At 45.1% G+C, this 21,679-nt stretch carries 26 protein-coding genes; 19 read left to right on the top strand and 7 right to left on the bottom strand.

Annotated features, from left to right (window positions below; genetic code table 11):
• Positions 1 to 53: 53 nt before the first annotated feature.
• The 6 genes from J2736_RS04920 (at position 54) to J2736_RS04945 (ending at position 5,708) form a co-directional block, all read left to right on the top strand.
• Entirely contained in the window at positions 54 to 1,733 is a 1,680-nt protein-coding gene (locus tag J2736_RS04920) for a ribulokinase (RefSeq protein WP_310224090.1), read from the top strand.
• Between the two features lie 63 nt (positions 1,734 to 1,796).
• On the top strand, positions 1,797 to 3,284 hold the full coding sequence (araA, locus tag J2736_RS04925) for an L-arabinose isomerase (RefSeq protein ID WP_310224091.1): 1,488 nt from the start codon (positions 1,797 to 1,799) through the stop codon (positions 3,282 to 3,284).
• Positions 3,285 to 3,488: 204 nt separating this feature from the next.
• The gene (locus tag J2736_RS04930; RefSeq protein ID WP_310224092.1) at positions 3,489 to 4,490 is read left to right on the top strand and encodes an aldose 1-epimerase; all 1,002 of its coding nucleotides are present in this window, start codon (positions 3,489 to 3,491) and stop codon (positions 4,488 to 4,490) included.
• 100 nt (positions 4,491 to 4,590) lie between these two features.
• On the top strand, positions 4,591 to 4,764 hold the full coding sequence (locus J2736_RS04935) for a hypothetical protein (RefSeq protein WP_310224093.1): 174 nt from the start codon (positions 4,591 to 4,593) through the stop codon (positions 4,762 to 4,764).
• Between the two features lie 89 nt (positions 4,765 to 4,853).
• Positions 4,854 to 5,201 carry an ASCH domain-containing protein gene (locus tag J2736_RS04940; RefSeq protein WP_310224094.1) on the top strand — a complete coding sequence of 116 codons (348 nt, stop codon included), beginning with the start codon at positions 4,854 to 4,856 and terminating at the stop codon, positions 5,199 to 5,201.
• A gap of 60 nt (positions 5,202 to 5,261) precedes the next feature.
• Positions 5,262 to 5,708, top strand: a complete 447-nt coding sequence (locus J2736_RS04945) for a DUF2269 family protein (protein ID WP_310224095.1) — start codon at positions 5,262 to 5,264, stop codon at positions 5,706 to 5,708.
• A 15-nt stretch (positions 5,709 to 5,723) separates the two neighbouring features.
• On the opposite strand, the gene J2736_RS04950 is transcribed toward J2736_RS04945, so the two are convergent.
• The 3 genes from J2736_RS04950 to J2736_RS04960 all read right to left on the bottom strand — a co-directional run bounded on the left by J2736_RS04950 (position 5,724) and on the right by J2736_RS04960 (position 7,777).
• Positions 5,724 to 6,419: a class I SAM-dependent methyltransferase gene (locus tag J2736_RS04950; protein WP_310224096.1), complete on the bottom strand. Its 696-nt coding sequence runs from the start codon at positions 6,417 to 6,419 to the stop codon at positions 5,724 to 5,726.
• Between the two features lie 148 nt (positions 6,420 to 6,567).
• A complete protein-coding gene (locus J2736_RS04955) occupies positions 6,568 to 6,999 on the bottom strand; it encodes a threonine/serine exporter family protein (RefSeq protein ID WP_310224097.1) in 432 nt (143 codons plus the stop codon).
• Position 7,000: 1 nt separating this feature from the next.
• Complete coding sequence (locus J2736_RS04960) at positions 7,001 to 7,777, bottom strand: threonine/serine exporter family protein (protein ID WP_310224098.1); 777 nt, start codon at positions 7,775 to 7,777, stop codon at positions 7,001 to 7,003.
• Between the two features lie 177 nt (positions 7,778 to 7,954).
• Here J2736_RS04960 and J2736_RS04965 point away from each other — a divergent pair, with 177 nt between their 5' ends.
• Genes J2736_RS04965 through J2736_RS04975 form a run of 3 tightly spaced genes read left to right on the top strand, consistent with a single transcriptional unit; the run spans position 7,955 to position 9,697 of the window.
• Positions 7,955 to 8,245 (top strand): hypothetical protein, encoded by a 291-nt coding sequence (locus J2736_RS04965; protein WP_310224099.1) that lies wholly within the window; start codon positions 7,955 to 7,957, stop codon positions 8,243 to 8,245.
• Positions 8,242 to 9,102: an HAD-IIB family hydrolase gene (locus tag J2736_RS04970; protein ID WP_310224100.1), complete on the top strand. Its 861-nt coding sequence runs from the start codon at positions 8,242 to 8,244 to the stop codon at positions 9,100 to 9,102. Before J2736_RS04965 ends, J2736_RS04970 begins: the two co-directional genes overlap by 4 nt.
• Positions 9,103 to 9,139: 37 nt before the next feature.
• Positions 9,140 to 9,697 (top strand): DUF1697 domain-containing protein, encoded by a 558-nt coding sequence (locus tag J2736_RS04975; protein ID WP_310224101.1) that lies wholly within the window; start codon positions 9,140 to 9,142, stop codon positions 9,695 to 9,697.
• A 364-nt stretch (positions 9,698 to 10,061) separates the two neighbouring features.
• Here the strand turns inward: J2736_RS04975 and J2736_RS04980 are convergent, their stop codons facing one another.
• Positions 10,062 to 10,220: a hypothetical protein gene (locus tag J2736_RS04980; RefSeq protein ID WP_310225271.1), complete on the bottom strand. Its 159-nt coding sequence runs from the start codon at positions 10,218 to 10,220 to the stop codon at positions 10,062 to 10,064.
• A 60-nt stretch (positions 10,221 to 10,280) separates the two neighbouring features.
• Between J2736_RS04980 and J2736_RS04985 the strand changes: the two genes are divergently transcribed.
• The 5 genes from J2736_RS04985 to thrS all read left to right on the top strand — a co-directional run bounded on the left by J2736_RS04985 (position 10,281) and on the right by thrS (position 16,272).
• Positions 10,281 to 10,859, top strand: a complete 579-nt coding sequence (locus J2736_RS04985; RefSeq protein WP_310225204.1) for a polysaccharide deacetylase family protein — start codon at positions 10,281 to 10,283, stop codon at positions 10,857 to 10,859.
• 92 nt (positions 10,860 to 10,951) lie between these two features.
• Positions 10,952 to 11,884, top strand: a complete 933-nt coding sequence (locus J2736_RS04990; protein ID WP_310224102.1) for a manganese-dependent inorganic pyrophosphatase — start codon at positions 10,952 to 10,954, stop codon at positions 11,882 to 11,884.
• A gap of 114 nt (positions 11,885 to 11,998) precedes the next feature.
• Positions 11,999 to 12,982: a peptide-methionine (R)-S-oxide reductase MsrB gene (gene msrB / locus J2736_RS04995; RefSeq protein ID WP_310224103.1), complete on the top strand. Its 984-nt coding sequence runs from the start codon at positions 11,999 to 12,001 to the stop codon at positions 12,980 to 12,982.
• A 23-nt stretch (positions 12,983 to 13,005) separates the two neighbouring features.
• The gene (locus J2736_RS05000) at positions 13,006 to 13,941 is read left to right on the top strand and encodes a multicopper oxidase family protein (protein ID WP_310224104.1); all 936 of its coding nucleotides are present in this window, start codon (positions 13,006 to 13,008) and stop codon (positions 13,939 to 13,941) included.
• A 417-nt stretch (positions 13,942 to 14,358) separates the two neighbouring features.
• A complete protein-coding gene (thrS, locus tag J2736_RS05005; protein ID WP_310224105.1) occupies positions 14,359 to 16,272 on the top strand; it encodes a threonine--tRNA ligase in 1,914 nt (637 codons plus the stop codon).
• A gap of 7 nt (positions 16,273 to 16,279) precedes the next feature.
• On the opposite strand, the gene J2736_RS05010 is transcribed toward thrS, so the two are convergent.
• Positions 16,280 to 17,170 (bottom strand): cation diffusion facilitator family transporter, encoded by an 891-nt coding sequence (locus J2736_RS05010; protein ID WP_310224106.1) that lies wholly within the window; start codon positions 17,168 to 17,170, stop codon positions 16,280 to 16,282.
• Between the two features lie 229 nt (positions 17,171 to 17,399).
• Here J2736_RS05010 and J2736_RS05015 point away from each other — a divergent pair, with 229 nt between their 5' ends.
• Positions 17,400 to 17,645, top strand: a complete 246-nt coding sequence (locus J2736_RS05015) for an HPr family phosphocarrier protein (RefSeq protein ID WP_310224107.1) — start codon at positions 17,400 to 17,402, stop codon at positions 17,643 to 17,645.
• 108 nt (positions 17,646 to 17,753) lie between these two features.
• On the opposite strand, the gene J2736_RS05020 is transcribed toward J2736_RS05015, so the two are convergent.
• Together J2736_RS05020 and J2736_RS05025 are read right to left on the bottom strand one after the other, a co-directional pair.
• Positions 17,754 to 18,653: a YitT family protein gene (locus J2736_RS05020; protein WP_397340159.1), complete on the bottom strand. Its 900-nt coding sequence runs from the start codon at positions 18,651 to 18,653 to the stop codon at positions 17,754 to 17,756.
• Between the two features lie 34 nt (positions 18,654 to 18,687).
• On the bottom strand, positions 18,688 to 19,056 hold the full coding sequence (locus tag J2736_RS05025; RefSeq protein ID WP_310224108.1) for a hypothetical protein: 369 nt from the start codon (positions 19,054 to 19,056) through the stop codon (positions 18,688 to 18,690).
• 179 nt (positions 19,057 to 19,235) lie between these two features.
• Here J2736_RS05025 and J2736_RS05030 point away from each other — a divergent pair, with 179 nt between their 5' ends.
• The 4 genes from J2736_RS05030 (at position 19,236) to J2736_RS05045 (ending at position 21,572) form a co-directional block, all read left to right on the top strand.
• Entirely contained in the window at positions 19,236 to 20,285 is a 1,050-nt protein-coding gene (locus tag J2736_RS05030; RefSeq protein WP_310224109.1) for a YheC/YheD family endospore coat-associated protein, read from the top strand.
• Positions 20,286 to 20,342: 57 nt separating this feature from the next.
• Positions 20,343 to 20,534: a hypothetical protein gene (locus J2736_RS05035; protein ID WP_310224110.1), complete on the top strand. Its 192-nt coding sequence runs from the start codon at positions 20,343 to 20,345 to the stop codon at positions 20,532 to 20,534.
• Between the two features lie 228 nt (positions 20,535 to 20,762).
• Positions 20,763 to 21,071, top strand: coding sequence for a hypothetical protein (locus tag J2736_RS05040; protein WP_056621264.1), 309 nt, complete (start codon positions 20,763 to 20,765; stop codon positions 21,069 to 21,071).
• A 15-nt stretch (positions 21,072 to 21,086) separates the two neighbouring features.
• Entirely contained in the window at positions 21,087 to 21,572 is a 486-nt protein-coding gene (locus tag J2736_RS05045; protein WP_310224111.1) for a hypothetical protein, read from the top strand.
• The last annotated feature ends 107 nt before the right edge of the window (positions 21,573 to 21,679 follow it).

The raw sequence follows: 21,679 nt of genomic DNA on the forward strand, positions 1-21,679 counted from the left end.
ACAAGTGATATACTAGAACCAATAATCATGTTCACTTTTGAAGGAGGCCCCCGATGTCGAAGAAATATGCAATTGGCGTTGATTATGGAACAGAGTCAGGGCGCGCAGTTCTGGTTGATTTGAGTGATGGTACTGAGGTTGCCGATCACGTTACGCTGTATCCACACAATGTTATTGATGAGAAACTACCTGTTTCCGGTGTGAAATTAGAGTATGACTGGGCTTTGCAGCATCCTCAAGATTATTTAGATGTCCTTACGCAATCGGTTCCGGCAGTTGTACGTGCATCAGGTGTAGATCCGGCTGACATTATCGGATTAGGGATTGATTTCACAGCATGTACAATGCTTCCTATTGATAAAGAAGGTCAACCACTGTGCTTCCAAGCGACGCTTTCTTCCAACCCGCATAGCTGGGTGAAGCTATGGAAGCATCATGCCGCGCAGGATGAAGCGACATTAATTAATGAAATTGCTGCGAGCAGAGGGGAAGCCTTTCTACCGCGTTACGGCGGTAAGATTTCATCTGAATGGATGATCGCCAAGGTTTGGCAGATTTTGAATGAAGCACCGGACATTTATGACCAAACCGATCGTTTCTTAGAAGCGACTGACTGGGTTGTTTCTCAAATGACTGGCCAATCGGAGATCGTCCGCAACAGCTGTACGGCTGGTTATAAATCGATTTGGCACAAACAAGATGGATATCCGAGTCAAGATTTTTTCAAAGCGCTAGATCCTCGTCTTGTAGATGTCACAGAAACGAAGCTGCGCGGTGATGTTGTTGCCTTAGGAACAAAAGCTGGGGAATTGACGGCTGCAATGGCAGAACGGATGGGGCTAGCAGCAGGAACAGCGATTGCTGTTGGCAACGTAGATGCCCATGCAGCAGTACCTGGCGTTGGGGTTGTTACACCTGGCAAGCTCGTAATGGCGATGGGAACATCGATTTGCCACATGTTGCTTGGCACGGAGGAGAAAGAAGTCGAAGGCATGTGCGGCGTTGTTGAAGATGGCATTATTCCAGGCTACTTAGGCTATGAAGCAGGGCAATCAGCGGTTGGTGATATTTTCGCATGGTATGTAGAGCAAGGTGTTCCTGCCTATGTAGAAAAAGCTGCTGCCGAAGAAGGCATTCATGTACATGAATGGTTGGAACGTCGTGCATCCGCTTACAAACCAGGCGAAACAGGCTTGCTCGCTCTGGATTGGTGGAATGGAAACCGTTCGGTACTTGTAGATACGGAGTTAAATGGACTTATTCTAGGGTATTCCTTGCTTACAAAGCCAGAAGAGATTTATCGGACATTATTGGAAGCAACAGCTTTCGGAACACGAAAAATCGTGGATGCTTTCCAAAGCAACGGGGTTGAAGTTGAGGAGCTGTACGCTTGTGGCGGTTTGCCGCAGAAAAATCGTCTTTTGATGCAAATTTATGCGGATGTTACAAATCGTGAAATTAAGATTGCCGATTCCAAACAAACACCAGCACTAGGAGCTGCGATGTTTGGAGCAGTGGCAGCGGGTGCAGACAAAGGCGGTTATGACAGCATCGTGGATGCCGCGAAGCAAATGGCTCGTGTTCGTAAAGAAACATTTAAGCCGAAGGCTGAGAATGTGGCTGTATACGAGAAGCTATACCAAGAGTATAGCAATTTGCATGACTATTTTGGTCGCGGTGACAATGATGTCATGAAACGACTTCGCTCGATTCGCGAGGAAGCACGTCAGTAGTTCCCTAGTAATAAAGAATCCAATTTGCCATTATTCATTACATTCCTAGGAGGCTTATAGCTCATGAACCCTTTTTCTGATAAAGTATTCTGGTTTGTTACCGGAAGCCAACACTTGTACGGACCTGAAACATTGCTTCAAGTAGATGAACATTCCAAGCAGATCACAGCAGGTATTGATCGTGCGGAAATCATTCCAAGCAAGCTCGTATTCAAACCTGTTTTAACGACACCAGATGCCATTCGTAGACTATGTCTAGATGCGAATGCCGATGATTCCTGTGCGGGTATTATCACTTGGATGCATACGTTCTCTCCAGCAAAAATGTGGATTGCAGGTCTTTCGGAATACCGCAAGCCGCTGCTTCACTTACACACACAATTCAATCGCGATATCCCATGGGAAACGATTGATATGGATTTCATGAACTTGAATCAGGCTGCCCACGGTGACCGTGAGTATGGTTTCATCGGAGCACGCATGGGGATTTCTCGTAAGGTGGTCGTTGGTTACTGGGAAGATCCTGCTGTTCTGGCACGTATCGCAGGTTGGATGCGGACTTCCGTGGCCTTCATCGAAGGGCGCAGCTTGAAGGTTGCTCGTTTTGGTGACAATATGCGTCATGTTGCCGTAACTGAAGGCGATAAAGTAGAAGCTCAAATTAAATTCGGCTGGTCCATCAATGGGTACGGTGTGGGAGATCTGGTTCAGCGTGTTGGGGATATTTCAGAAGTTGAAGTCGATCAACTTATGGATGAATATAATGAGCTATACGATATTACGTCTGAAGGGCGAACAGCAGGACCCATTCGTGAAGCGATCAGAGAACAAGCGCGCATTGAGCTCGGTATGAAAGCCTTCTTGCAAGAAGGCGGCTTCGGTGCGTTTACGACGACATTTGAGGACTTGCACGGTCTGAAGCAATTGCCAGGTCTAGCGGTTCAACGATTGATGGAACAGGGATACGGTTTTGGCGGCGAAGGTGATTGGAAAACAGCGGCATTGCTGCGCGTAATGAAAATCATCGCGAACAACAAGGGGACGTCCTTCATGGAGGACTATACGTATCACATGGAGCCAGGCAATGAGCTTGTGCTGGGCGCACACATGCTTGAAATTTGTCCGACGATTGCTGCGACTCGTCCCAAAATCGAGGTTCATCCGCTGGGTATCGGCGGAAAAGCGGATCCAGCTCGTCTTGTTTTTGACGGTGCTTCAGGCTCAGCTTTGAATGCTTCGCTCATCGATATGGGCAACCGCTTCCGCTTGTTGATTAACGAAGTAGATGCCGTTCAACCCCTAAAAGACATGCCGAAGCTGCCCGTAGCTCGCGTATTGTGGAAACCACAACCTTCGTTGAACGATTCAGCAGAAGCTTGGATCTATGCTGGTGGCGCTCATCATACTGTATTCTCATACACAGTAAGTACAGAGCAGCTTGTGGATTGGGCAGAGCTAGCTGGCATTGAAGTTGTAATTATAAATAAAAACACGTCACCACTTCAGTTCCGGAATGAACTTCGTTGGAATGACGCGGTTTGGAGACGTTAGATTCATGCAGGGAGTGAAGGACCTGAGGCTTACGGCCTCAGGTCCTTCGTTTGTTGGAGCCCCTTCCAGGAAAGTCACATTTATCGATATAAAAGCAATTTACGTCCATTGACTTTTTTCACGCACATGGGCTAAAGTGAAATCAATGTGTCCGTCCAGATTATGGACATAAGACAAGCAGTTATTAGGAGGAGAATGAAGAGGATGTCTACCAAAGCATATGAAGGAACGTACAACGGGGAACAAGCGATTTGGCTGCAAGCTGGACGCTATGAAGCGGTTGTTTTGCCAGATGTGGGAGCAAATCTGATTGCTTTTCGTGATATAGAGAAAGAATACCGCTTTTTGCGCGAGCCTGCGCTGGAAGAGATGGAAGCGTTTAAAGAACGTCCGATTGTACATGGCATCCCGGTGTTATTCCCGCCGAATCGTTATGAAGATGGTAAATTCCCTTGGCAGGGTAAGGTATTTCAATTCCCAGTCAATGAACCTAAAACAGGCAATCATCTGCACGGATTTGTACACAATATTCCATGGGCTGTTGAGAATTACAGCAGTGATGGCAATGAAAGTCGCGTAGCACTTGCCTTGCGAGTTCGTGAAGGACATTCTGTTCATGAATTTTTGCCTTTTGATTTTACGATTCGTCTCGTCTACACGTTGAATGAGCAAGGTTTGCATCAGCAAATTTCTGTACATAATGAGGGCTATGAAGCAATGCCATGTTTGCTGGCTTTCCATACGACGATTAATGCACCTTTTGCTGTCAACAGTCAGCCATCCGATTATACGTTCCAAATGACGATCGGCGAGCGTTGGGCGTTGAACGAGCGTATGCTGCCAACGGGCGAATATCAAGCGTTGTCTGCAGATGAAGCGAAGATGAAAGTTGGCGGACTGTCGCCATTCTTCGAAGGCATGGATAATCATTACACGAGTGTTCCGCAGAATAGCCGCAACTTCATGGCATTGACAGATGCGCGTGAAGGCATCAAACTAGTCTATGATGTAGGGACTTCTTATAAGCAATGGATGATCTGGAACAATGGCAAAACCGAAGGTTTCTTCTGTCCAGAGCCGCAAATGAACTTGGTTAATGCGCCGAATGTGAATCTGCCTGCAGATCAAATCGGACTAGTCTCCTTAGAGCCAGGCGAAGTTTGGGAAGAAACTGCTCGACTATATACAATCAATATCACGAAATAAGCAGTAAGCGATAGGAACCGCCCCCTTTGATGCATGGAGAGAATCCGATGGGATGATCGACTTGCGAGGAGGGGGTATTTTCATGCTAGGAGGTGTAAGAATGGGGAAGTGGGATCACTTGGATCGCGAGCAAATCGAAGTGAAGCTTGATGTGCTAATACTTGAAAATGAAAGACTGAAAGCGGAAATCGCGCGCCTGCGCGGCGTTAAACCTGCAGCATCAGGTTCAATGGAGAGCATGTCAACGAAGCTGAGGGAAGCTTTGTATGAATAAATGGGGTTGTCGGATACGGAGATACGACTCAGTTCGACAAAGCGTTGGGGATTCGCTATAATGAAAACTGGCAAAAGGAGGGAACTAACATGAGTGAAACGAACGTAAATGCAACTTTACCGCCAAAGACCTGCTCGGTCGATCGACTTGTAACGAAAGAAGAAGAAGTAAGCAAGGTGCTTGCTGGTCTCAAAACAGCTTGTCGTCGTAATGGGCGTTATGCGGATATTGGTGAAACGATGGATTTGCAAGGTACAGCTTTTACAGTAACCAACGTGTATCAACAAGCACTTGGTGATCTGACACCTGAGCATGCCAAAATGGAAGGTCACGAGACCGTTGATGAGTATCGCGACAGTATCCTTGCTATTCACCCAGGTATGCCGTGGCTGCCACAGATGAAAGTATGGGTACACGAATTTCAAAAAGCCGAATAACACAAAAAACCGTGTGGATCCTAGGATTCGCACGGTTTATTCACAATACAGATAGAACGGATGATCAACTTGTCTTGGTATATTGTCATGCTGTATATCCATATTTTTAGCGTTGTATTAAGCATCGGCCCTTATTTCGTCCTATTTCCTTTACTCGCATTAATTCGTAGAGCACCGTTTGAACAGCTTCCTGATTACTTAGAGCCCTTCCGGATTACAGTGCGACTAACAAAGCATGCAGGACATGTGCTGGTTGCCACAGGCATTATTTTGACATGGATAACGGCATGGAGCTGGAAAACCTCTTGGATTGTCGCGACAGTCCTAATCATGGTAGCTTCGCTTTACTTCATTGCACGTGCATTTTCGCCTCTATTACGACAGCTGAAAGCTCCCCACGAAGATCGAAATCTTCTTGTTAACAAGCTTCGCAAAGCTTTGATTTGGTATGTGATTATTACACTCGCGATGATGTGGTTTATGGTGTCTAAACCAATGATCTGGTAAAAGAGTGTGAGAGAGCTACGGCTTTCTCGCATACATCACGACAAAATTATAGGACTTGTAAACGCAGTCGACATCTTCGAATCCGCAGTCCCGAAGCCAGCCAAGCTGCGTGTCTAATGGTGCCATTTTATCCAGCTTGGTCCGCTCGTAGGCTGCTTGGAGTGCTTCTTGAGATAGATCCGTTGCTTCAATTTTCGCCACCCAATCTGAACGGTAAAGACGATCAAGATTGGAAGTTTGGCCTAAGACTTGATCTGCATTCACAAACACGCCGCCTGGCTTCAATAATTGGAAAATGCGCGAAAATAGCCCTTGCTTAGCTTCGTCCTCTAGATGATGAATCGATAGGGAGGAGATGATGGCATCAAAAGGTTCTGCATCCTCAAAGGTGGAATAGTCCCCGACAAGGTAAGTAAACTCCGCTGCTTCCACTTCTGCGAATCTTTCTTTGGCAATGTCGAGCATTCCAGTAGACAGGTCGATCATCGTTAACTTCGCTTGTGGATACATACGTTGCATATAGGATGAGAAAAGTCCTGTACCTGCGCCTAAATCAAGAATACGCGGAGTTTCGTGGCCAACTTGGACTAGCGAAGCGGCCGTGTTGTAAAAATCATCAAAGCAAGGAATTAACTTTCTCCGCTGACTGTCGTACTTTTGGGCAATTTCATCGAATTTCGTAAGAATATGATGATTGGCGTTGTCTTTCATGAGGATCCACTCCATTTCCTATACTTGGTTTATGTGTTCGATACCCTAAGTGTAAAGGGCTGTTGGGAAAAAATCCAAGATATAAAAAGGATGAAGTTATAGGTATAACCTATTAATGTTAATTCCGTTATTGGATTTTTGAGTGGATTTATGTTCTTGTACGTCTGAGTAGCACATTGATGACTTCCGAAAAGACCAGTCCTATCGCAATGGCACCAGAGAGTAGAAATGCTTTCGCAGCTAGCTGCACAGCCACATCATAATGGTTAAGCACGACATTGCGCATGGCGTCATACGCTAATCCACCTGGGACAAGGGGAATAATACCAGACACACTGAAAACGATAACAGGTGTTTTATATATTTTCGCAAAAAATTGACTAACAATCGTGACAACAAAGGACGCAATGAGTGTGGCCAAGATGGGATCCAGGTGTGCTTTTTGAAAAGAGAAATAGAGCATCCATCCAATCATGCCAACAAAACCGCACTGTCCTAAAGTTCTCCGGGGTACGTTGAAGATGATGCCAAAAGCGGAAGTTGAGATGAAGCTTGTTACAAGCTGCTCCAACATGTCCATGTTAGTACCCCTTTCCAGGATAAAATGTTAATACAAAGGCGATCCCTGCGCCAATGGCGAAGGCGGTTAAGAAGGCTTCGGCACCTTTGGATACGCCAGAAACGAAATGGCCTGCCATCAAATCGCGCACAGCATTTGTGATAAGAAGCCCCGGTACGAGCGGCATGACAGAGCCAATGATAATCTTATCGAGATGATGGCCGAGCCCTGTTTTGACCGTTAAATAAGCAATAAGTCCAATAATTAAGGACGCGAGAAATTCTGCGAAGAATTTGATCGGAACTAAACGATGAAAATAGGTTAAGGCTATCGTACCAGCTCCGCCTGCTAAAAAAGCAGGGATGAAGTCGAACCACTGACCTTGAAACATGATGAGAAAACAACCACTGGCAATGGCTGCGGCTAACGCTTGAAACCATGTGGGATATCTGCGCTTATCTAGATTAAGGGCTTCAAGTTCTTGATACGCCTCTGTTGGCGACAGCTCTCCTTGGCTAATACGGCGAGATATTGCGTTAACCACGGTTACTTTTCTTAAATCTGTGGATCGCGAAGAGATGCGAATTAATCTAGTCGTCTGCTCAGGACCGTCGATGGAGAAAATAATTCCCGTTGGTGTGACAAAGCTATGGGAATGCGGAATACCAAAGGCTTCGGCAACATGGGTCATCGTATCTTCCACCCGATAAGTTTCGCCGCCGTTTTCCAGCATGATTTTACCAGCGAGTAAACATACTTGTGCGATTTCATAATTTGTCGCTGCAGGCTGCTGCGCCATAATAACCCGTATCCCTTCTCGTTTAAATGAATTGACCATAGTATAAATCAAATTGGCATATTTTGAAAATGAGTATGGTGGCTAGGGAGGGGCACAGTACACGTTGTTTGTTTTGTGCTATAATGCTTGGATAAAAATGACTTCTGACAAGACAAAGTATTGGAGGAGAGACACGCAATGAATTTGGATATCAAATTCGTTTCCCATTCGGACCCAATTTTGCATGAGTTAATAGCAAAGTTAGATCAAGATTTGCTGACAAGATATCCGATTGAGGATATTTATTTTGTGGATTTTAATGATCCTTCGGTGGAGCGTCTTGGGCATCATACGATCCGGCTAGAAGCGGGCGAAGCACAGCCAGAGGCAGTTGCGTTTTATACGAAATGTGGGTATTATCCGATCGCATGTTTTGGTGAGTACATAGGAAGCAAGAGCAGCTTATGCTTTGAGAAGAAAATCGGATGAAAAATACCTATTTCTTAACTGACTTGGACGGTACCTTGTTGAGATCTCAGGCTAAGCCTTCTGAATTTACAATAAGCGTTCTTACGCAGGCACTAGAGCAAGGAATGGTTGTTAGTTACGCAACAGCACGAAGCTACCAAAGCTCACAAGCTGTTGCTTCCGATATTCCGTGGCGGTATCCGCTTGTATTATACAACGGCGCGATGTTGTTTGATCCTATTCAGAAGCGAGTATTGGATGGACGTTGGTTGGACAGTGAGCGATGCAATACGATTATTAAAATGGGTAAAACATTGGGCATAACGCCGCTGCTATTCGCCCTCGATGAGAAGGATAATGAGCGTGTCATGCACGAGAGGTTGGAGCGCACGGGTGATCTGCAATTTTTGGCTAGTCGGCCGAATGATCCGAGGTTCCAAGAGGTGGATGAGCTCCAAAACACGGCAGAACTGCGTACGTTAATACTGACGTATATCGGTTTATTCAATGAGCTGCTTCCACTGAAGACTGCGGTTGAGGCATTATTTGGTTCGGAGGTACACATCCATCTGATGAAGGATAACTACATTGAGGGGCATTATTTCCTTGAGTTTAGTCATCGCGAAGCAAATAAGCAGATGGGCTTGCGTTTATGGGCAGCGCTAGTCGGCTGTGCGTCTGAGGATGTGACTGCATTCGGAGATAATCTGAACGACACCGGGATGTTCCTAGAGGCAGGCTATAAAGTTGCAGTAGCGAATGCACATCCTGACCTTTTGCAAATGGCAGATGAGATTGCTGGCAGTAATGATGAGGATGGCGTAGCTGCTTATATCGCTGCTCGTTCAGGTGGGTTGGGTGTGAATGAAGTAGGGTAAGTGTGAAAAATGGTGAGTTGAAAAAGGAGGGGTTTGGATGCCTCGGTACATCGCTATGCTGCGAGGAATTAATGTGAGTGGTCAGAAAATCATTAAAATGGACAGGCTTAGACAGCTCTTCGAATCGCTGGAGTTTACACAGGTGAGTACGTATATCCAGAGTGGGAATGTGATTTTTGACAGTGATGAGCTGAACCCTGAGGTTCTCCGTGATCGCATTGTCCTGGAGCTGAAGGAGCAATTAACCTTCGACATCCCAGTCATCATTCGCACGCCAGCGGAGCTGGAAGAGGTGGTTAGCAATACACCATACGTAACGGTAAATGTGGATGAAAATGAGCAGAGATATGTCACATTTCTCTCCAAGGCTCCGACGGAGGCAGCTCTAAACAAGTTGCAAGCAGCACAGAGCGAAGTGGACGAGTACCATGTCACTGGATTGACCGTGTTTCTGCTTATCCGTAAAAACTACGGAGAATCCAAATTTAGCAACAATTTCATCGAGAAAAAACTAGGAGTAGCTGCCACCACTCGGAATTGGGAGACGGTTAATAAGTTGATTCAGTTGGCGGGTGTGAGTGCTGGCGTAGAGTAGATAATGGTGTTGCCCAGGCCGCACATTGCTCTCGAAGCACCATTTAGTCCTAAAAAGCCGAACTAATCTAACTTTCAACGCACGAAAACTCTGTTTAGTCCTAAATTACCCAACTAAATCGCCACAATTCCCCCTCAACACGAGGGAAAGTGGGGATTAGTTAGGCGAAATTGGACTATTTGTCTTTTTATCAATAGAGGAGGTATTTTAGTTCGGCGATATCGGACTACAGCAACTCCCAGAAAGCGCCAACTGTATCAGAAGTGCAAAAGTGTTGCTAAGAAGCTACGGTAGTCTGGGATTATTTGCATATTCGTCGAGGAGATAGGGGAGGCTTAGGAGATCAATCATTGAACGGACATGTTCAATACGGGGTAGGGGATCTTGGATGAAGCTTAGGATGATCCATTGGAAGAATAAAACCGTGCACACGGCCTTGCTGCTCGCGTGCCTCCAGCTGGCGTTCTTCGCATCGCCAGCCAAAGCCGCGCCCGGGATCGCCATCCCCGTGCTGAATTACCACAGTATCGGGGTGGCCCCGGGGAACACGTATGTGCTCCACCCCGATACGTTCGCGCGCCAAATGGACTATTTGGCCGCGCATCACTACACCCCGTTGACGCTGGATGAATTCGCCAGCGTCCTCTCTCATAAACAGCCGTCAGCGGCTCACCCCGTGCTGCTCACGTTCGATGACGGCTATGCCAATAACGCGGAGGTGGTGTTGCCCATCCTCTGGAAGCATGGCTTTCCGGCGACGCTGTACGTGTCGACGGGTCTAATCCATACGCCAGGTTATCTGACCTGGCCCCAAATACGTGAGCTGAGCGCAGCCCACTGGGATATCGCGTCACATACCGTGACGCATCCGCATCTGCCGAGGCTCAGCAAGAAGGCGCAGCGCGCAGAGATACTCGCAGCGCGAGCGCGCATTGAACAAGAGCTGGGAAGACCAGCGGATACGTTCGCTTATCCATACGGCGAGTACAATCGCGCTACATTGAGGATTCTACGTAAGGCTGGCTTTCGCTATGCGTTTACGACACAAGCTGGCTGGGCATCTTCGGATCAACCTCCGCTAGAGCTGCATCGCATCGTCGTTGACAGCCAAAAGCCATTCGAAGATTGGGTGCAGCAGCTTACCGACGCGACATCGACCTAAGGAGAATAGTGGATTTACCTAGAATTTTGAGTATAATCGATATAGAGATAATACCTACTCTTACTAAAATATGTCGTTTAAGGAGTCGTACAATGTCAAAAACACTTATTTTCGGACATAAAAATCCGGACACTGATTCAATCACATCCGCAATTGCTTACGCAGCACTCAAAACGAAATTAGGTCAAGAAGTCGAAGCAGTTCGCCTAGGCTCCATTAATGGCGAAACGCAATTCGCGTTAGATACTTTTCAAGTAGCTGCTCCACGTGAAGTTCAAACGGTTGCTAATGAAGCGGCAAATGTGATCTTGGTTGATCATGTTGAGCGCCAACAAAGCGCAAGCGACATCGATCAAGTACGCGTAGTGGAAGTTATTGACCACCACCGCATTGCTAACTTCGAAACGAGCCACCCGCTTTACTATCGTGCGGAGCCAGTGGGTTGCACAGCAACCATTTTAAATAAATTGTACAAAGAAAATGGCGTTGCCATCGATAAAGAGATTGCAGGTTTAATGCTTTCTGCTATCATTTCTGATTCCTTGTTATTCAAATCCCCAACGTGCACGGAGCAAGACGTTGCTGCTGCTCGTGAGTTAGCTGCAATTGCTGGTGTTGACGCTGAAGTGTATGGTCTGAACATGCTTAAAGCTGGCGCGGATCTTAGTGACAAAACTGTTGCGCAATTAATTTCTTTGGATGCGAAAGAATTCCAAATGGGCAGTTACAAAACAGAAATCGCACAAGTGAATGCGGTTGATGTGAACGATGTACTTTCCCAGCAAGCGGAAATCGAAACAGCACTTGGAGCAATTATCGCTGAGAAAAACCTAGACTTGTTCTTGTTCGTTGTAACGGACATTCTAAACAATGATTCCGTAGGTCTTGCTCTTGGACGTAAAGCGGATGCGGTTGAGAAAGCTTACAACGTATCCCTTGTTGATAACAAAGCCGTTCTTAAAGGCGTAGTTTCCCGTAAATCTCAAATCGTGCCTGTGCTTACAGACATTTTCAATAATCTGTAGAATACATAGCACTATCTACAACGAACACCGTTCACGCGAGGAACGGTGTTTTTGGTTATCTACGTAACTTTTGGTATGATAAGAAGATACTGTGAGAAAGAGGTGGCATGACACATGACAAATAACAATCAAGGCGTTCATTCAGATAAAGCAACATTTGCAGGAGGGTGCTTCTGGTGTATGGTGACACCGTTTGAGTCACTTCCGGGAATTATTTCTGTTGTTTCTGGTTATATTGGCGGGCACACAAGCAATCCAACGTATGAAGAAGTCTGCTCAGAGACTACTGGCCACGCAGAAGCTGTTCAAATTACATTTGATCCCGAGCTGTATCCTTACGAAAAGTTATTGGAGACGTATTGGCGCCAAATTGATCCAACCGATGCGGGTGGACAATTCCATGATCGTGGATCATCGTATCGTACATCGATTTTTGCCCATTCCGATGAGCAGTTAGCCAAAGCCGAGGCGTCCAAAAAAGCGCTGCAGGACAGTGGCCGATTCGATCGTCCCATCGTAACAGAAATTGTGCGCATTGATGCCGAAGCTTTTTATCCAGGGGAAGACTACCATCAGGACTATCACCATAAAAATCCGCTTCGCTACAAAGCATACCGCAAAGGTTCAGGGCGCGATGCGTATATTTCGCAATATTGGAACACGGAGAAGGATAAGGAAGAGCGTAAGAAAAAGCTAACACCTATCCAGTACGAGGTGACACAAAATAACGCGACGGAGCGTCCTTTCCAGAATGAATTTCATGACCACAAAGAGAAAGGTCTCTACGTGGATATTGTTTCCGGGGAACCATTGTTCACGTCCATCGATAAATTTGATTCTGGCTGCGGCTGGCCTAGTTTCACGAAACCATTGTTTGAAGGGCAAGTGAAAGAAGTCACCGATACGAGTCATTTCATGATTCGTACCGAAGTCAGAAGTACAGAAGCGGATTCACATTTAGGGCATGTGTTTAATGACGGTCCTGGCCCAAATGGGCTACGTTATTGTATTAACTCCGCTGCGCTGCGCTTTATTCCATTGGCCGATTTGGAGAAGGAAGGTTACGGCGCCTATCTTCGATTCTTCGAAGGAAAGTAATCCGTAAGAGGTAATCCCAGGCTTTGACGCATACATTGAATTATACAGCGTTGAAGCGGGGGGGATATGCCTTGGTCGTATCACCAGATCTACCAGATCTAAGTTATGTCATGCTGCAAGGCGTGAAATTTTTTGAGTTGGTCGCTGAGCCAGTTACTCAAGAGATTTTGCCAGGCGTGTTCTTCAAGGGTTGGGGATACAATGGCAGCATTCCGGGTCCGACGATACGCGTATGTCCCGGGGATTGGGTGACCATACGCGTACATAATCGGCTGCCGGAGGCTACCAGTGTACATTGGCATGGGCTTGATGTGCCTAATCGCATGGACGGTGTGCCGGCCGTGGAACCTTCGCCCTATATTGAGCAAGGCCAATATTTTGATTATCATTTCCAAATTGTGAATCCACCGGGTACGCATATGTATCACACCCATGTAGACACGGCTTTTCAAGCGTTGATGGGCTTAGGCGGAGGCTTTATCATTGAGGATCCGTTCGAAGGCAGCATCCAGCGGGACTATTTCATGATGCTGTCGGAATTTCATTTGCTAGGCATGGCAAAAGGTGTGGTGAAGGCTGGACATTATGAGCTGGATACCATGTCGGATCGTTTTAATTTTTTTACGATGAATGGTCGCTGTTTCCCGCATACAAGTCCGTTACCAGTCCGATTCGGGGAAGAGATGCGCATTCGATTCGGAAATATCGGGATGAACGCGCATCCCATGCATTTCCACGGTCATCAGTTCTGGGTCACAGCAGCCGATGGAAATACCATACCTCATTACAATCGAGAACTGCGAAATACGATACTTGTGCCAAGCGGTGTTACGGTGGATATTGAATTTTCAGCGCAAAATCCTGGCGTTTGGCCGCTGCATTGTCATATGCCGCATCACACTTCAAACAATATGACGAAATCTACGGGCGGTATGTTCACCGTCGTTAAGTATGTGTAGGCGAGAATGGTTATAATGATTTTGTCCACAGATGCCTCTTGACATGAACCTGTCAAACTAAGTAATATGAGTTCCATAATCACATAAAAAGTTATGATCAAAGACATGATTTTCTTCACGAACTGCCCAGAGAGAGAAGTAATAGCTGAAATCTTCTCCTGTTGCCGGTTGAAAATTACCCCTTTGTAGCTGTGATGCTGAACCCTGGTAGTTCTCCCATGGAAGTATGCGACACCGTCTTATCCTCGATACCGGATACTAATAAGGACTTGCACAAAGCAAGTCGAATTAGGGTGGAACCACGAGCTGAACGCACTCGTCCCTTTCTGGGATAGAGATGCGTTTTTTTGCGTTGATTTGGAAGATAGGATTGTATCTTTCGTACACAAATTACTGGGAAAGGGAGGCATGGAAGGCATGGAAATTGAAGTTATTTTACCAGATGGCACAAATAGGAGGTACGTACAAGGCACGACGATTGTACAAGTGGCAGCATCTATTAGTGCAGGTCTCAAGAAGCACGCCATAGTAGGCAAAATGAATGGTAAATTGGTGGATCTCGAGCAGCAGATTGAAGCGGATAGTCACATCGAGATCGTCACACTGGAAAGTAAAGAAGGACTATCCGTTTATCGACACAGTACAGCTCATGTGCTCGCGCAGGCGCTCAAACGCTTGTATGGCCAGCAAGCCATTAAGCTGGGAATTGGACCTGTCATCGAAGATGGTTTTTACTATGACGTTGATATAGATAACCCATTATCCAGTGATGATCTAAGTGCAATTGAAGCTGAGATGAACCTTATTATTCAGGAAAACATCCCGATTGTTCGCCGAGTGGTCAGCCGGGAAGAGGCGATGGAAACTTTTGAAGGGGAAGATGAATCTTATAAGCTTGAACTCATCCGCGAGTTGCCGGAAGATGTAGAGATTACGATCTATGATCAGGGTGAATTCTTCGATCTATGCCGAGGCCCTCATCTCCCATCAACTGGTTATATAAAGGCATTTAAACTCCTTCAAGTCGCAGGGGCGTACTGGCGGGGAGACGCTAAGAATAAGATGCTGCAGCGGATCTATGGAACAGCTTTCCTGAAGAAAGCGCAGCTAGATGAGCACCTGCATTTGCTTGAGGAAGCCAAGAAACGTGACCATCGCAAGCTTGGAAAGGAACTGGAGCTCTTTATGTTCTCAGAAGAAGCGCCGGGAATGCCATTCTATTTGCCCAAGGGGATGATTCTTCGCAACGAACTTGAGAATTTCGCTCGTGAGCTGCAGCGCCAGAGAGATTATAACGAAGTACGTACTCCTCTGATGATGAATAATCGCATTTGGGAAGAATCAGGTCACTGGGATCACTATAAAGACAATATGTACTTTACGAATGTAGACGATACGAAGTTCGCACTTAAACCGATGAATTGCCCAGGACATATGCTTATTTATAAAAACAGCTTGCACTCCTACAGGGAATTGCCTATTCGCCTATCGGAATTCGGTCAAGTACATCGTCATGAGTTCTCTGGGGCGCTGAATGGGATGATGCGTGTACGTACTTTTTGTCAGGATGATGCCCATCTCTTCGTTTTACCTGAACAAATCGAACAAGAAATCGGACGCGTCATTGAACTGATTGCTCACGTATATGAGGTGTTTGGCTTCCCGTATCGGATAGAGTTGTCTACACGACCGGATGATTTCATGGGCTCAAGCGAGCTATGGGATCAGGCAGAGCAGTCATTACAACAGGTATTGGATAAAAGAGGGATTGACTATCGCGTCAATGCGGGTGATGGTGCTTTTTATGGGCCCAAAATCGATTTTCACATCTTAGACGCCTTAAAACGGAGCTGGCAGTGCGGAACGATTCAGTTGGATTTCCAAATGCCTGAGAAATTCGATTTATCTTACATCGGGGATGATAATCTCAAGCACCGGCCAGTCGTGATACATCGAGCTGTTTATGGTTCAATTGACAGATTTATAGGTATTTTGACAGAACATTATGCGGGAGCCTTCCCGTTGTGGCTAGCACCTGTACAAGTGAAAGTGTTGCCAGTCTCTGATCATTATCTGGACTATGCGCTGCAAGTGAAAACATCACTAGAAGAAACGGGAATAAGGGTGGATATAGACGCGCGGACGGAGAAATTAGGGTATAAGATTCGCGAAGCTCAGTTAGAAAAAGTCACCTACATGATGATCGTTGGCGAAAATGAAAAAAACTCCGGCAGCGTCTCCGTTAGAAAAAGGGGAGAAGGCGATCTTGGTATTAGATCGCTGCCAGAGATTGTAGAGAAAATCACTTCGGAAATTCGAGTGAAGGGCTAACAACCCTTCACTTCTCATACCAGGGATTCAAATGAATTAAGACTTCGTCCACATCGCTGTGTTGATCCATGATCGATTTTTTGATTGCACGTGAGATGTCGTGACCTTCTTGAATGGTCAGCTCACCAGGAACAGAGATGCGTGCATCGACCAAAATATAGTGTCCATGCTCTCTCGCACGAACACGATCAATCCGCTTAACCTGAGGAACCACTTCGATCAACGCCGTAAATTGCGAGAGCATGTGTTGATCGACGGTTTTTTCCATGAGGATATCGAAGGATTCTTTGGCCATCTCCACACCTAATTTCAAAACCAAGAGCGAAACAATGACCCCGGCAGCTGCATCGCCGTAAGCCAGCCAGTATATGTCATAGGCTTTGCCGATAAATGCCAAACCAATACCGACTACAGCAGCAATCGAAGCATACACATCAGCCAAATGATCGTGAGCAGTTGCCATTAAGCTCTTGCTACTCGTATTGCGTCCGATTCGCATGGTGTAGAGATAAAGTGCATATTTCCAAATGACAGAAACGGCTGAGGCGATTAGAGCAATTAGACTTGGTGCACTCGGTTCATGGAATAGCGCGGCGACCGCGTGGTACCCGATATAAAGGGCGGCCGTTACGAGGATAAAGGCAACGAATCCTGAACCCAGAACTTCAGCTTTACCATGACCGTAGGGGTGATCCTCATCGGCGGGGAGCTTGGAAATTCGCATAGCACTTAATGCGGCAATGGTTGCGATGATGTCTCCAGCATTATGAACACCGTCCGCAAGAAGAACTTCGCTGTGAAAGAGGAGACCAATAATAATTTTGATGACCGTTAATAGAATATTACTGATGAGTGAAAGCCAAATAGCCCAAACTGATGCATTGTTGTTAGTATGCATGAATGATGACCTCCTGCAGAAGTGTTTCCCGAAGGAAAAAAAATCCCTCGACCACAGGTCGGGGGATTGGGCTGGTTTTTTGGTAGGAATCTAGTAAACTATCAATAAATGGCATATTCAACACTTCACTTTTCACAAATATCTTAGTATAATACCACACATAATGACAATCCACAAACCGCCAAATGTCATGGAAAGGAAGTCGAGCAGCATGCGTGTACATGAATTTATGGTTGCAAAAGATTTAGAAAGAAGCGATTTATCTACCATTTCTAAGAAATCGTCTCATTTTATTTCGGATATCACACTCGACTTTCAATTTGATGAGAAGCATCATAAGGTTGATGTGAAAAGTGTATTAGGGATGTTGTTAGTTCCCATCAAAGCAGGCACTACGCTGCGTTTACTTACGAGAGGCAAAGATGAAGAAGAGGCCATGCATTATATCTTTGACTTATTTCGAATGTTTTGTTGATAACTTGTCCGTATGCGCTTACATATCTTTGCAGAGTAAGCAGCCAAGCATAATAAAAAGCCTACAACTCACATCTGATGTGGGATTGTAGGCTTTTCTATGTGCAGTTTAGTGAATATCCTTCTTCTTAAACCGTCCGCCCTTCACATCATGGATATTCCCGATGGCAAGAAAAGCTTTCGGATCCAAGTCGTCTACAATGGATTTAAGTTTCGCTTCTTCAAGCCGCGTAATAACGCTGAAAATGACTTTTTTGTCATCGCCTGTGAAGGCACCTTCGCCTTTAAGGTAAGTAACTCCCCGACCCAGACGATTTGTTATGGAATCCCCGATTTTCTCGTATTCATCGCTGATAATCCAAACGGATTTGGATTGATCAAGACCTTCAATCGTGATATCAATCATTTTATAAGCAATAAAATAGGCAATGAGAGAATACATCGCACGATCCCAACCGAAGACAAAGCCTGCGCTGGCAAGAATGAACAAATTGAAGAACATGACAATTTCGCCGACCGAGAAGGCGGTCTTTTTACTAAATAGAATAGCTACAATTTCCGTGCCGTCTAGTGATCCTCCGGATCGAATAACGAGCCCGACGCCTATCCCAAGGATAATCCCGCCGAATACAGCAGCTAACAAAGGATCCAAGGTAATGGCTTTAACAGGGTGAAGTAAAGATGTGCCAACCGACATGATAATAACCGAGAAGGTTGTTGATATAGCAAAAGTTTTGCCAATTTGCTTATATCCGAGTAAGACGAAAGGCAGGTTGAACAGAACTAGAAATATACCGAGTGGGAAGCCAGATAAATGAGATGCAATGATGGAAATCCCTACAATACCACCATCAATAATATGATTTGGAACTAAGAAAATTTCAAGTCCAATGGAGACGAGAGCGGCACCAATAATCATAAAAAAGATTCTGCGTGCAAATTTCATACGTGTTAATTTTTGATGTTGTGCGTGTGCCTGTGCTTGAGCTAGAGCTTGTGAATTAGCCATGAAAGTTTCCTCTTTTCCTCATCATTCTATTTCGTTACTTTAATGAGTAAGAAGGAATGAGGCCCGTATAACGAGAGGTGAACTTGAGGAACGCAAGTAGGATCACTTTCAGCTTTTTCCAGAAAAGATGAGTTAAAAATACGATAAAAACGACGAAAATCGTCATCTCATATTGCTTGTGAAACTGGTCAAACAGGTGGATCTTATTCTCATAAACATGGATGATTTCCTTCGATGGCGGTTGCTGTTGAACCGTCAAGACCTGCGTGGTACTGGCTGAAATTAGAACATCAGTCTCGACAGTCGTATGGTTGGAGATAGGAGGTGTTAATGGAAAGACAAAAAGTACGAGAATCAGCCATACCATAATTGTCCAACAGCATCTGCGTGTTAAAGGGTTCACGTACATCCCCTCCAGACAATGTGAATCCAAATTTGCTTGAATTGTAGCATTTCACTTCCAATGAGTCAAACTAGAATATGTAAGATCGGGAATCTCGCAATTTCTATTCGTCATTTTGGACCCTTTAGGCCAATGTTGCATACAGTAGTAGGATGAACCTAAGTGGGAGAGGTGAAATTGTGCGTAATGTAATCGGCATCCTCCTTGATCGAAAGACGTATCTTGGCATTCTACAAAAGCAAACCGGATATGAACATATTGACTACTATAACAAAGCGGCAATTGAGCTCGAGATGACGCCATTTTACATGTGTTTAAAGCACATTAGCACAAAGACTGCCCTAGGCTTATGTTATGAGAATAAAAAGTACACATTGAAGCGGCTGCCTATTCCAAAAGTCATTCATAACCGCGCGATGACACTTTCCACGTTTTCACAAAAAAAACTTAAAGACCTAGCGAAGATAAGTCAAATTTTCAATGGTCAAAATAGACATGATAAACTTCGCATCCATCGTATGTTACGTGCGAGTTCCGGAAGCTCTGCATTTCTTCCTAGTACCATTGCATACACACGGAATAACTTGGATAAGGCGATAAGCCGGTATGACTCTTTTTTCGTTAAACCTACGAATAGTTCTGTGGGAATAGGTGTCCTGAAAGTGTCTGCGATGCCAGGTCAGATATGGCAGGTATGGTGGAGTAAACAAATTCCAAAGCAACTGAATAAAGAACAAACGATTGATTTTATAGATGAGAAAGTCAGAGGGAAGTCCTATTTGATACAAAAAACAATTCCTCTTGCGATGTATGAAGGCCGTCCCTATGATTTGCGTGTATCTGTTCAACGCGGCGACAAAGGACAGTGGGGCGTAACAGGTATCGCGGGTAAGATTGCTGCAAATGGCCGGCATGTCACGAATTTGGCTAGGGGCGGTGAAGCCATGATCTGCGAAAATTTGTTTCGAAGCAATGGTTTTGACCCCATTCAGAAAAGAGAACAGGTGGAGAAAGCCGCGTTGCAAATCGCGGAAAGCTTAAGCGAGAAAATCCCATCTATGTCTGATGTCGGGATGGATATCGGCATTGATGATCAAGGCGAAATTTGGCTTATTGAAATTAATGGCAGGGATCAGCGCTATCAATATAAGCATTTGAATTTGAATAAAACATTTTATCGTACGTATGAGACTCCGATGCTTTATGCGAAATATTTACTGGGTAAGTAAATCTAATCAGAAGTTGGCGTAGATAGTTAACCTGTATTGAAAAGGTGGAGTGGGGATGTGAGTGATCGAGTACTCGTCATCAAAATGAATTTATTACCCTGGTATAATGAGCTTGATGATCGTTTGGAAGTCATGCATCAAACTTTTCCCGAAGAAGTACGTCAGCGAATTTTGACATTTGGTGAATTTCGAATCATCTCGATTAATCGTGCTCAAACACGAATTAGACGAATTACTCAAAAAGCTTAGTGCCATTTGTGCGTAGAAAATAGGTAAATGTGGCATAATTAGTATAGAAGCAATACCCGTAGAGGCAGGGAAATACCTGCTTCTTTTTGTGTACAGAAAATGAATTTGGCTTTAGTGTTGCTTCATACCCCTATAAACAAGTAAAATAGAAGTGAAGCATTATTCGTTCGATGTAGGCTTTTACCCACAAGCAAATACAGGGTGTACAGGAAAAGGGGACATTTAAAGGTGAACGTTCATTTAAATTTTACAAACAAGGGCAAAGTGGTAATCGAAAATTTCAATAATGAGGAGCTTATTGAAATTTTTAGTCGTTATATTAATACGTTAACGAAGAAGTACGCAGTTGATATTACGGTGCCAGCTGAAGCAAATCAGAATATCGTCCAAGATGGTTCATTTAAAGTTGTTCTTTCCAATGTACAATGTGATGTTGAGACTTTTTTCAAAGAGCTTGGGAGAGATATTAAAGTGCCCCTGAAGAAGAGAGCGGACGGTAAGCTCGAGAATGTGTTCAAAATTCAAGTGATCGATTAAGTTACGGGGGCATGTATGCTTAGTTTAGACGAAAAGCTAGAAATTGCAGCATCCTTCCCTGAGTTGCAGCGTAAGGATGTTTCACTGGGACGAATCAATTTTCATTATCTAGAAAGTGACTATGAGAAGACAACGGTTCTGTATCATCTTCACCCGAATGGAAATGGATTTGTGTATGCCGAATACATCCCAGGTTGTACGGTAGATGCCAAAGGATTAATTAACATTCGGGATTATAGTGAAGACGAGCTTCGTGATATCATCGCGAAGTCGATTCAGTCTTTAACTCGCAGCGGTAGTCCTAAGATTGCGAAGGTCGAGGTCGAGGAAGCTAACGACCCACAAGAAGAGATCTGGGTAGATGAAGATGGCAACACATTGAGCGTTACGTTCGTAGAGGATTTATGGTATATCTACGCGGGTGAGAACCTCGATTGTGCTTTTGAGACCTATGAAGAAGTACAAGAGTATTTGGAAGAAGAAGGCTTCGATAAAAAGTAATCTTGGCATGTAAGCCCTCCTTGGAGGGCTTTTTTGGTATCTCATGCATCGCTTTCGTCCAAGATGGACGGAGCGGCAGTTTATTTTGTATACTAGATGGAAAATCG

Source organism: Paenibacillus qinlingensis, from assembly GCF_031455095.1.
Classification (GTDB): Bacteria; Bacillota; Bacilli; order Paenibacillales; family NBRC-103111; genus Paenibacillus_E; species Paenibacillus_E qinlingensis_A.

What these genes read in the sequence shown, in the direction of transcription:
- J2736_RS04920 (WP_310224090.1), top strand. Translation starts at nt 54, where the DNA reads ATGTCGAAGAAATATGCAATTGGCGTTGATTATGGAACAGAGTCAGGG.
- araA (WP_310224091.1), top strand. Translation starts at nt 1,797, where the DNA reads ATGAACCCTTTTTCTGATAAAGTATTCTGGTTTGTTACCGGAAGCCAA.
- J2736_RS04930 (WP_310224092.1), top strand. Translation starts at nt 3,489, where the DNA reads ATGTCTACCAAAGCATATGAAGGAACGTACAACGGGGAACAAGCGATT.
- J2736_RS04935 (WP_310224093.1), top strand. Translation starts at nt 4,591, where the DNA reads ATGGGGAAGTGGGATCACTTGGATCGCGAGCAAATCGAAGTGAAGCTT.
- J2736_RS04940 (WP_310224094.1), top strand. Translation starts at nt 4,854, where the DNA reads ATGAGTGAAACGAACGTAAATGCAACTTTACCGCCAAAGACCTGCTCG.
- J2736_RS04945 (WP_310224095.1), top strand. Translation starts at nt 5,262, where the DNA reads ATGATCAACTTGTCTTGGTATATTGTCATGCTGTATATCCATATTTTT.
- J2736_RS04950 (WP_310224096.1), bottom strand. Translation starts at nt 6,419, where the DNA reads ATGAAAGACAACGCCAATCATCATATTCTTACGAAATTCGATGAAATT.
- J2736_RS04955 (WP_310224097.1), bottom strand. Translation starts at nt 6,999, where the DNA reads ATGGACATGTTGGAGCAGCTTGTAACAAGCTTCATCTCAACTTCCGCT.
- J2736_RS04960 (WP_310224098.1), bottom strand. Translation starts at nt 7,777, where the DNA reads ATGGCGCAGCAGCCTGCAGCGACAAATTATGAAATCGCACAAGTATGT.
- J2736_RS04965 (WP_310224099.1), top strand. Translation starts at nt 7,955, where the DNA reads ATGAATTTGGATATCAAATTCGTTTCCCATTCGGACCCAATTTTGCAT.
- J2736_RS04970 (WP_310224100.1), top strand. Translation starts at nt 8,242, where the DNA reads ATGAAAAATACCTATTTCTTAACTGACTTGGACGGTACCTTGTTGAGA.
- J2736_RS04975 (WP_310224101.1), top strand. Translation starts at nt 9,140, where the DNA reads ATGCCTCGGTACATCGCTATGCTGCGAGGAATTAATGTGAGTGGTCAG.
- J2736_RS04985 (WP_310225204.1), top strand. Translation starts at nt 10,281, where the DNA reads ATGGACTATTTGGCCGCGCATCACTACACCCCGTTGACGCTGGATGAA.
- J2736_RS04990 (WP_310224102.1), top strand. Translation starts at nt 10,952, where the DNA reads ATGTCAAAAACACTTATTTTCGGACATAAAAATCCGGACACTGATTCA.
- msrB (WP_310224103.1), top strand. Translation starts at nt 11,999, where the DNA reads ATGACAAATAACAATCAAGGCGTTCATTCAGATAAAGCAACATTTGCA.
- thrS (WP_310224105.1), top strand. Translation starts at nt 14,359, where the DNA reads ATGGAAATTGAAGTTATTTTACCAGATGGCACAAATAGGAGGTACGTA.
- J2736_RS05010 (WP_310224106.1), bottom strand. Translation starts at nt 17,170, where the DNA reads ATGCATACTAACAACAATGCATCAGTTTGGGCTATTTGGCTTTCACTC.
- J2736_RS05015 (WP_310224107.1), top strand. Translation starts at nt 17,400, where the DNA reads ATGGTTGCAAAAGATTTAGAAAGAAGCGATTTATCTACCATTTCTAAG.
- J2736_RS05020 (WP_397340159.1), bottom strand. Translation starts at nt 18,653, where the DNA reads ATGGCTAATTCACAAGCTCTAGCTCAAGCACAGGCACACGCACAACAT.
- J2736_RS05045 (WP_310224111.1), top strand. Translation starts at nt 21,087, where the DNA reads ATGCTTAGTTTAGACGAAAAGCTAGAAATTGCAGCATCCTTCCCTGAG.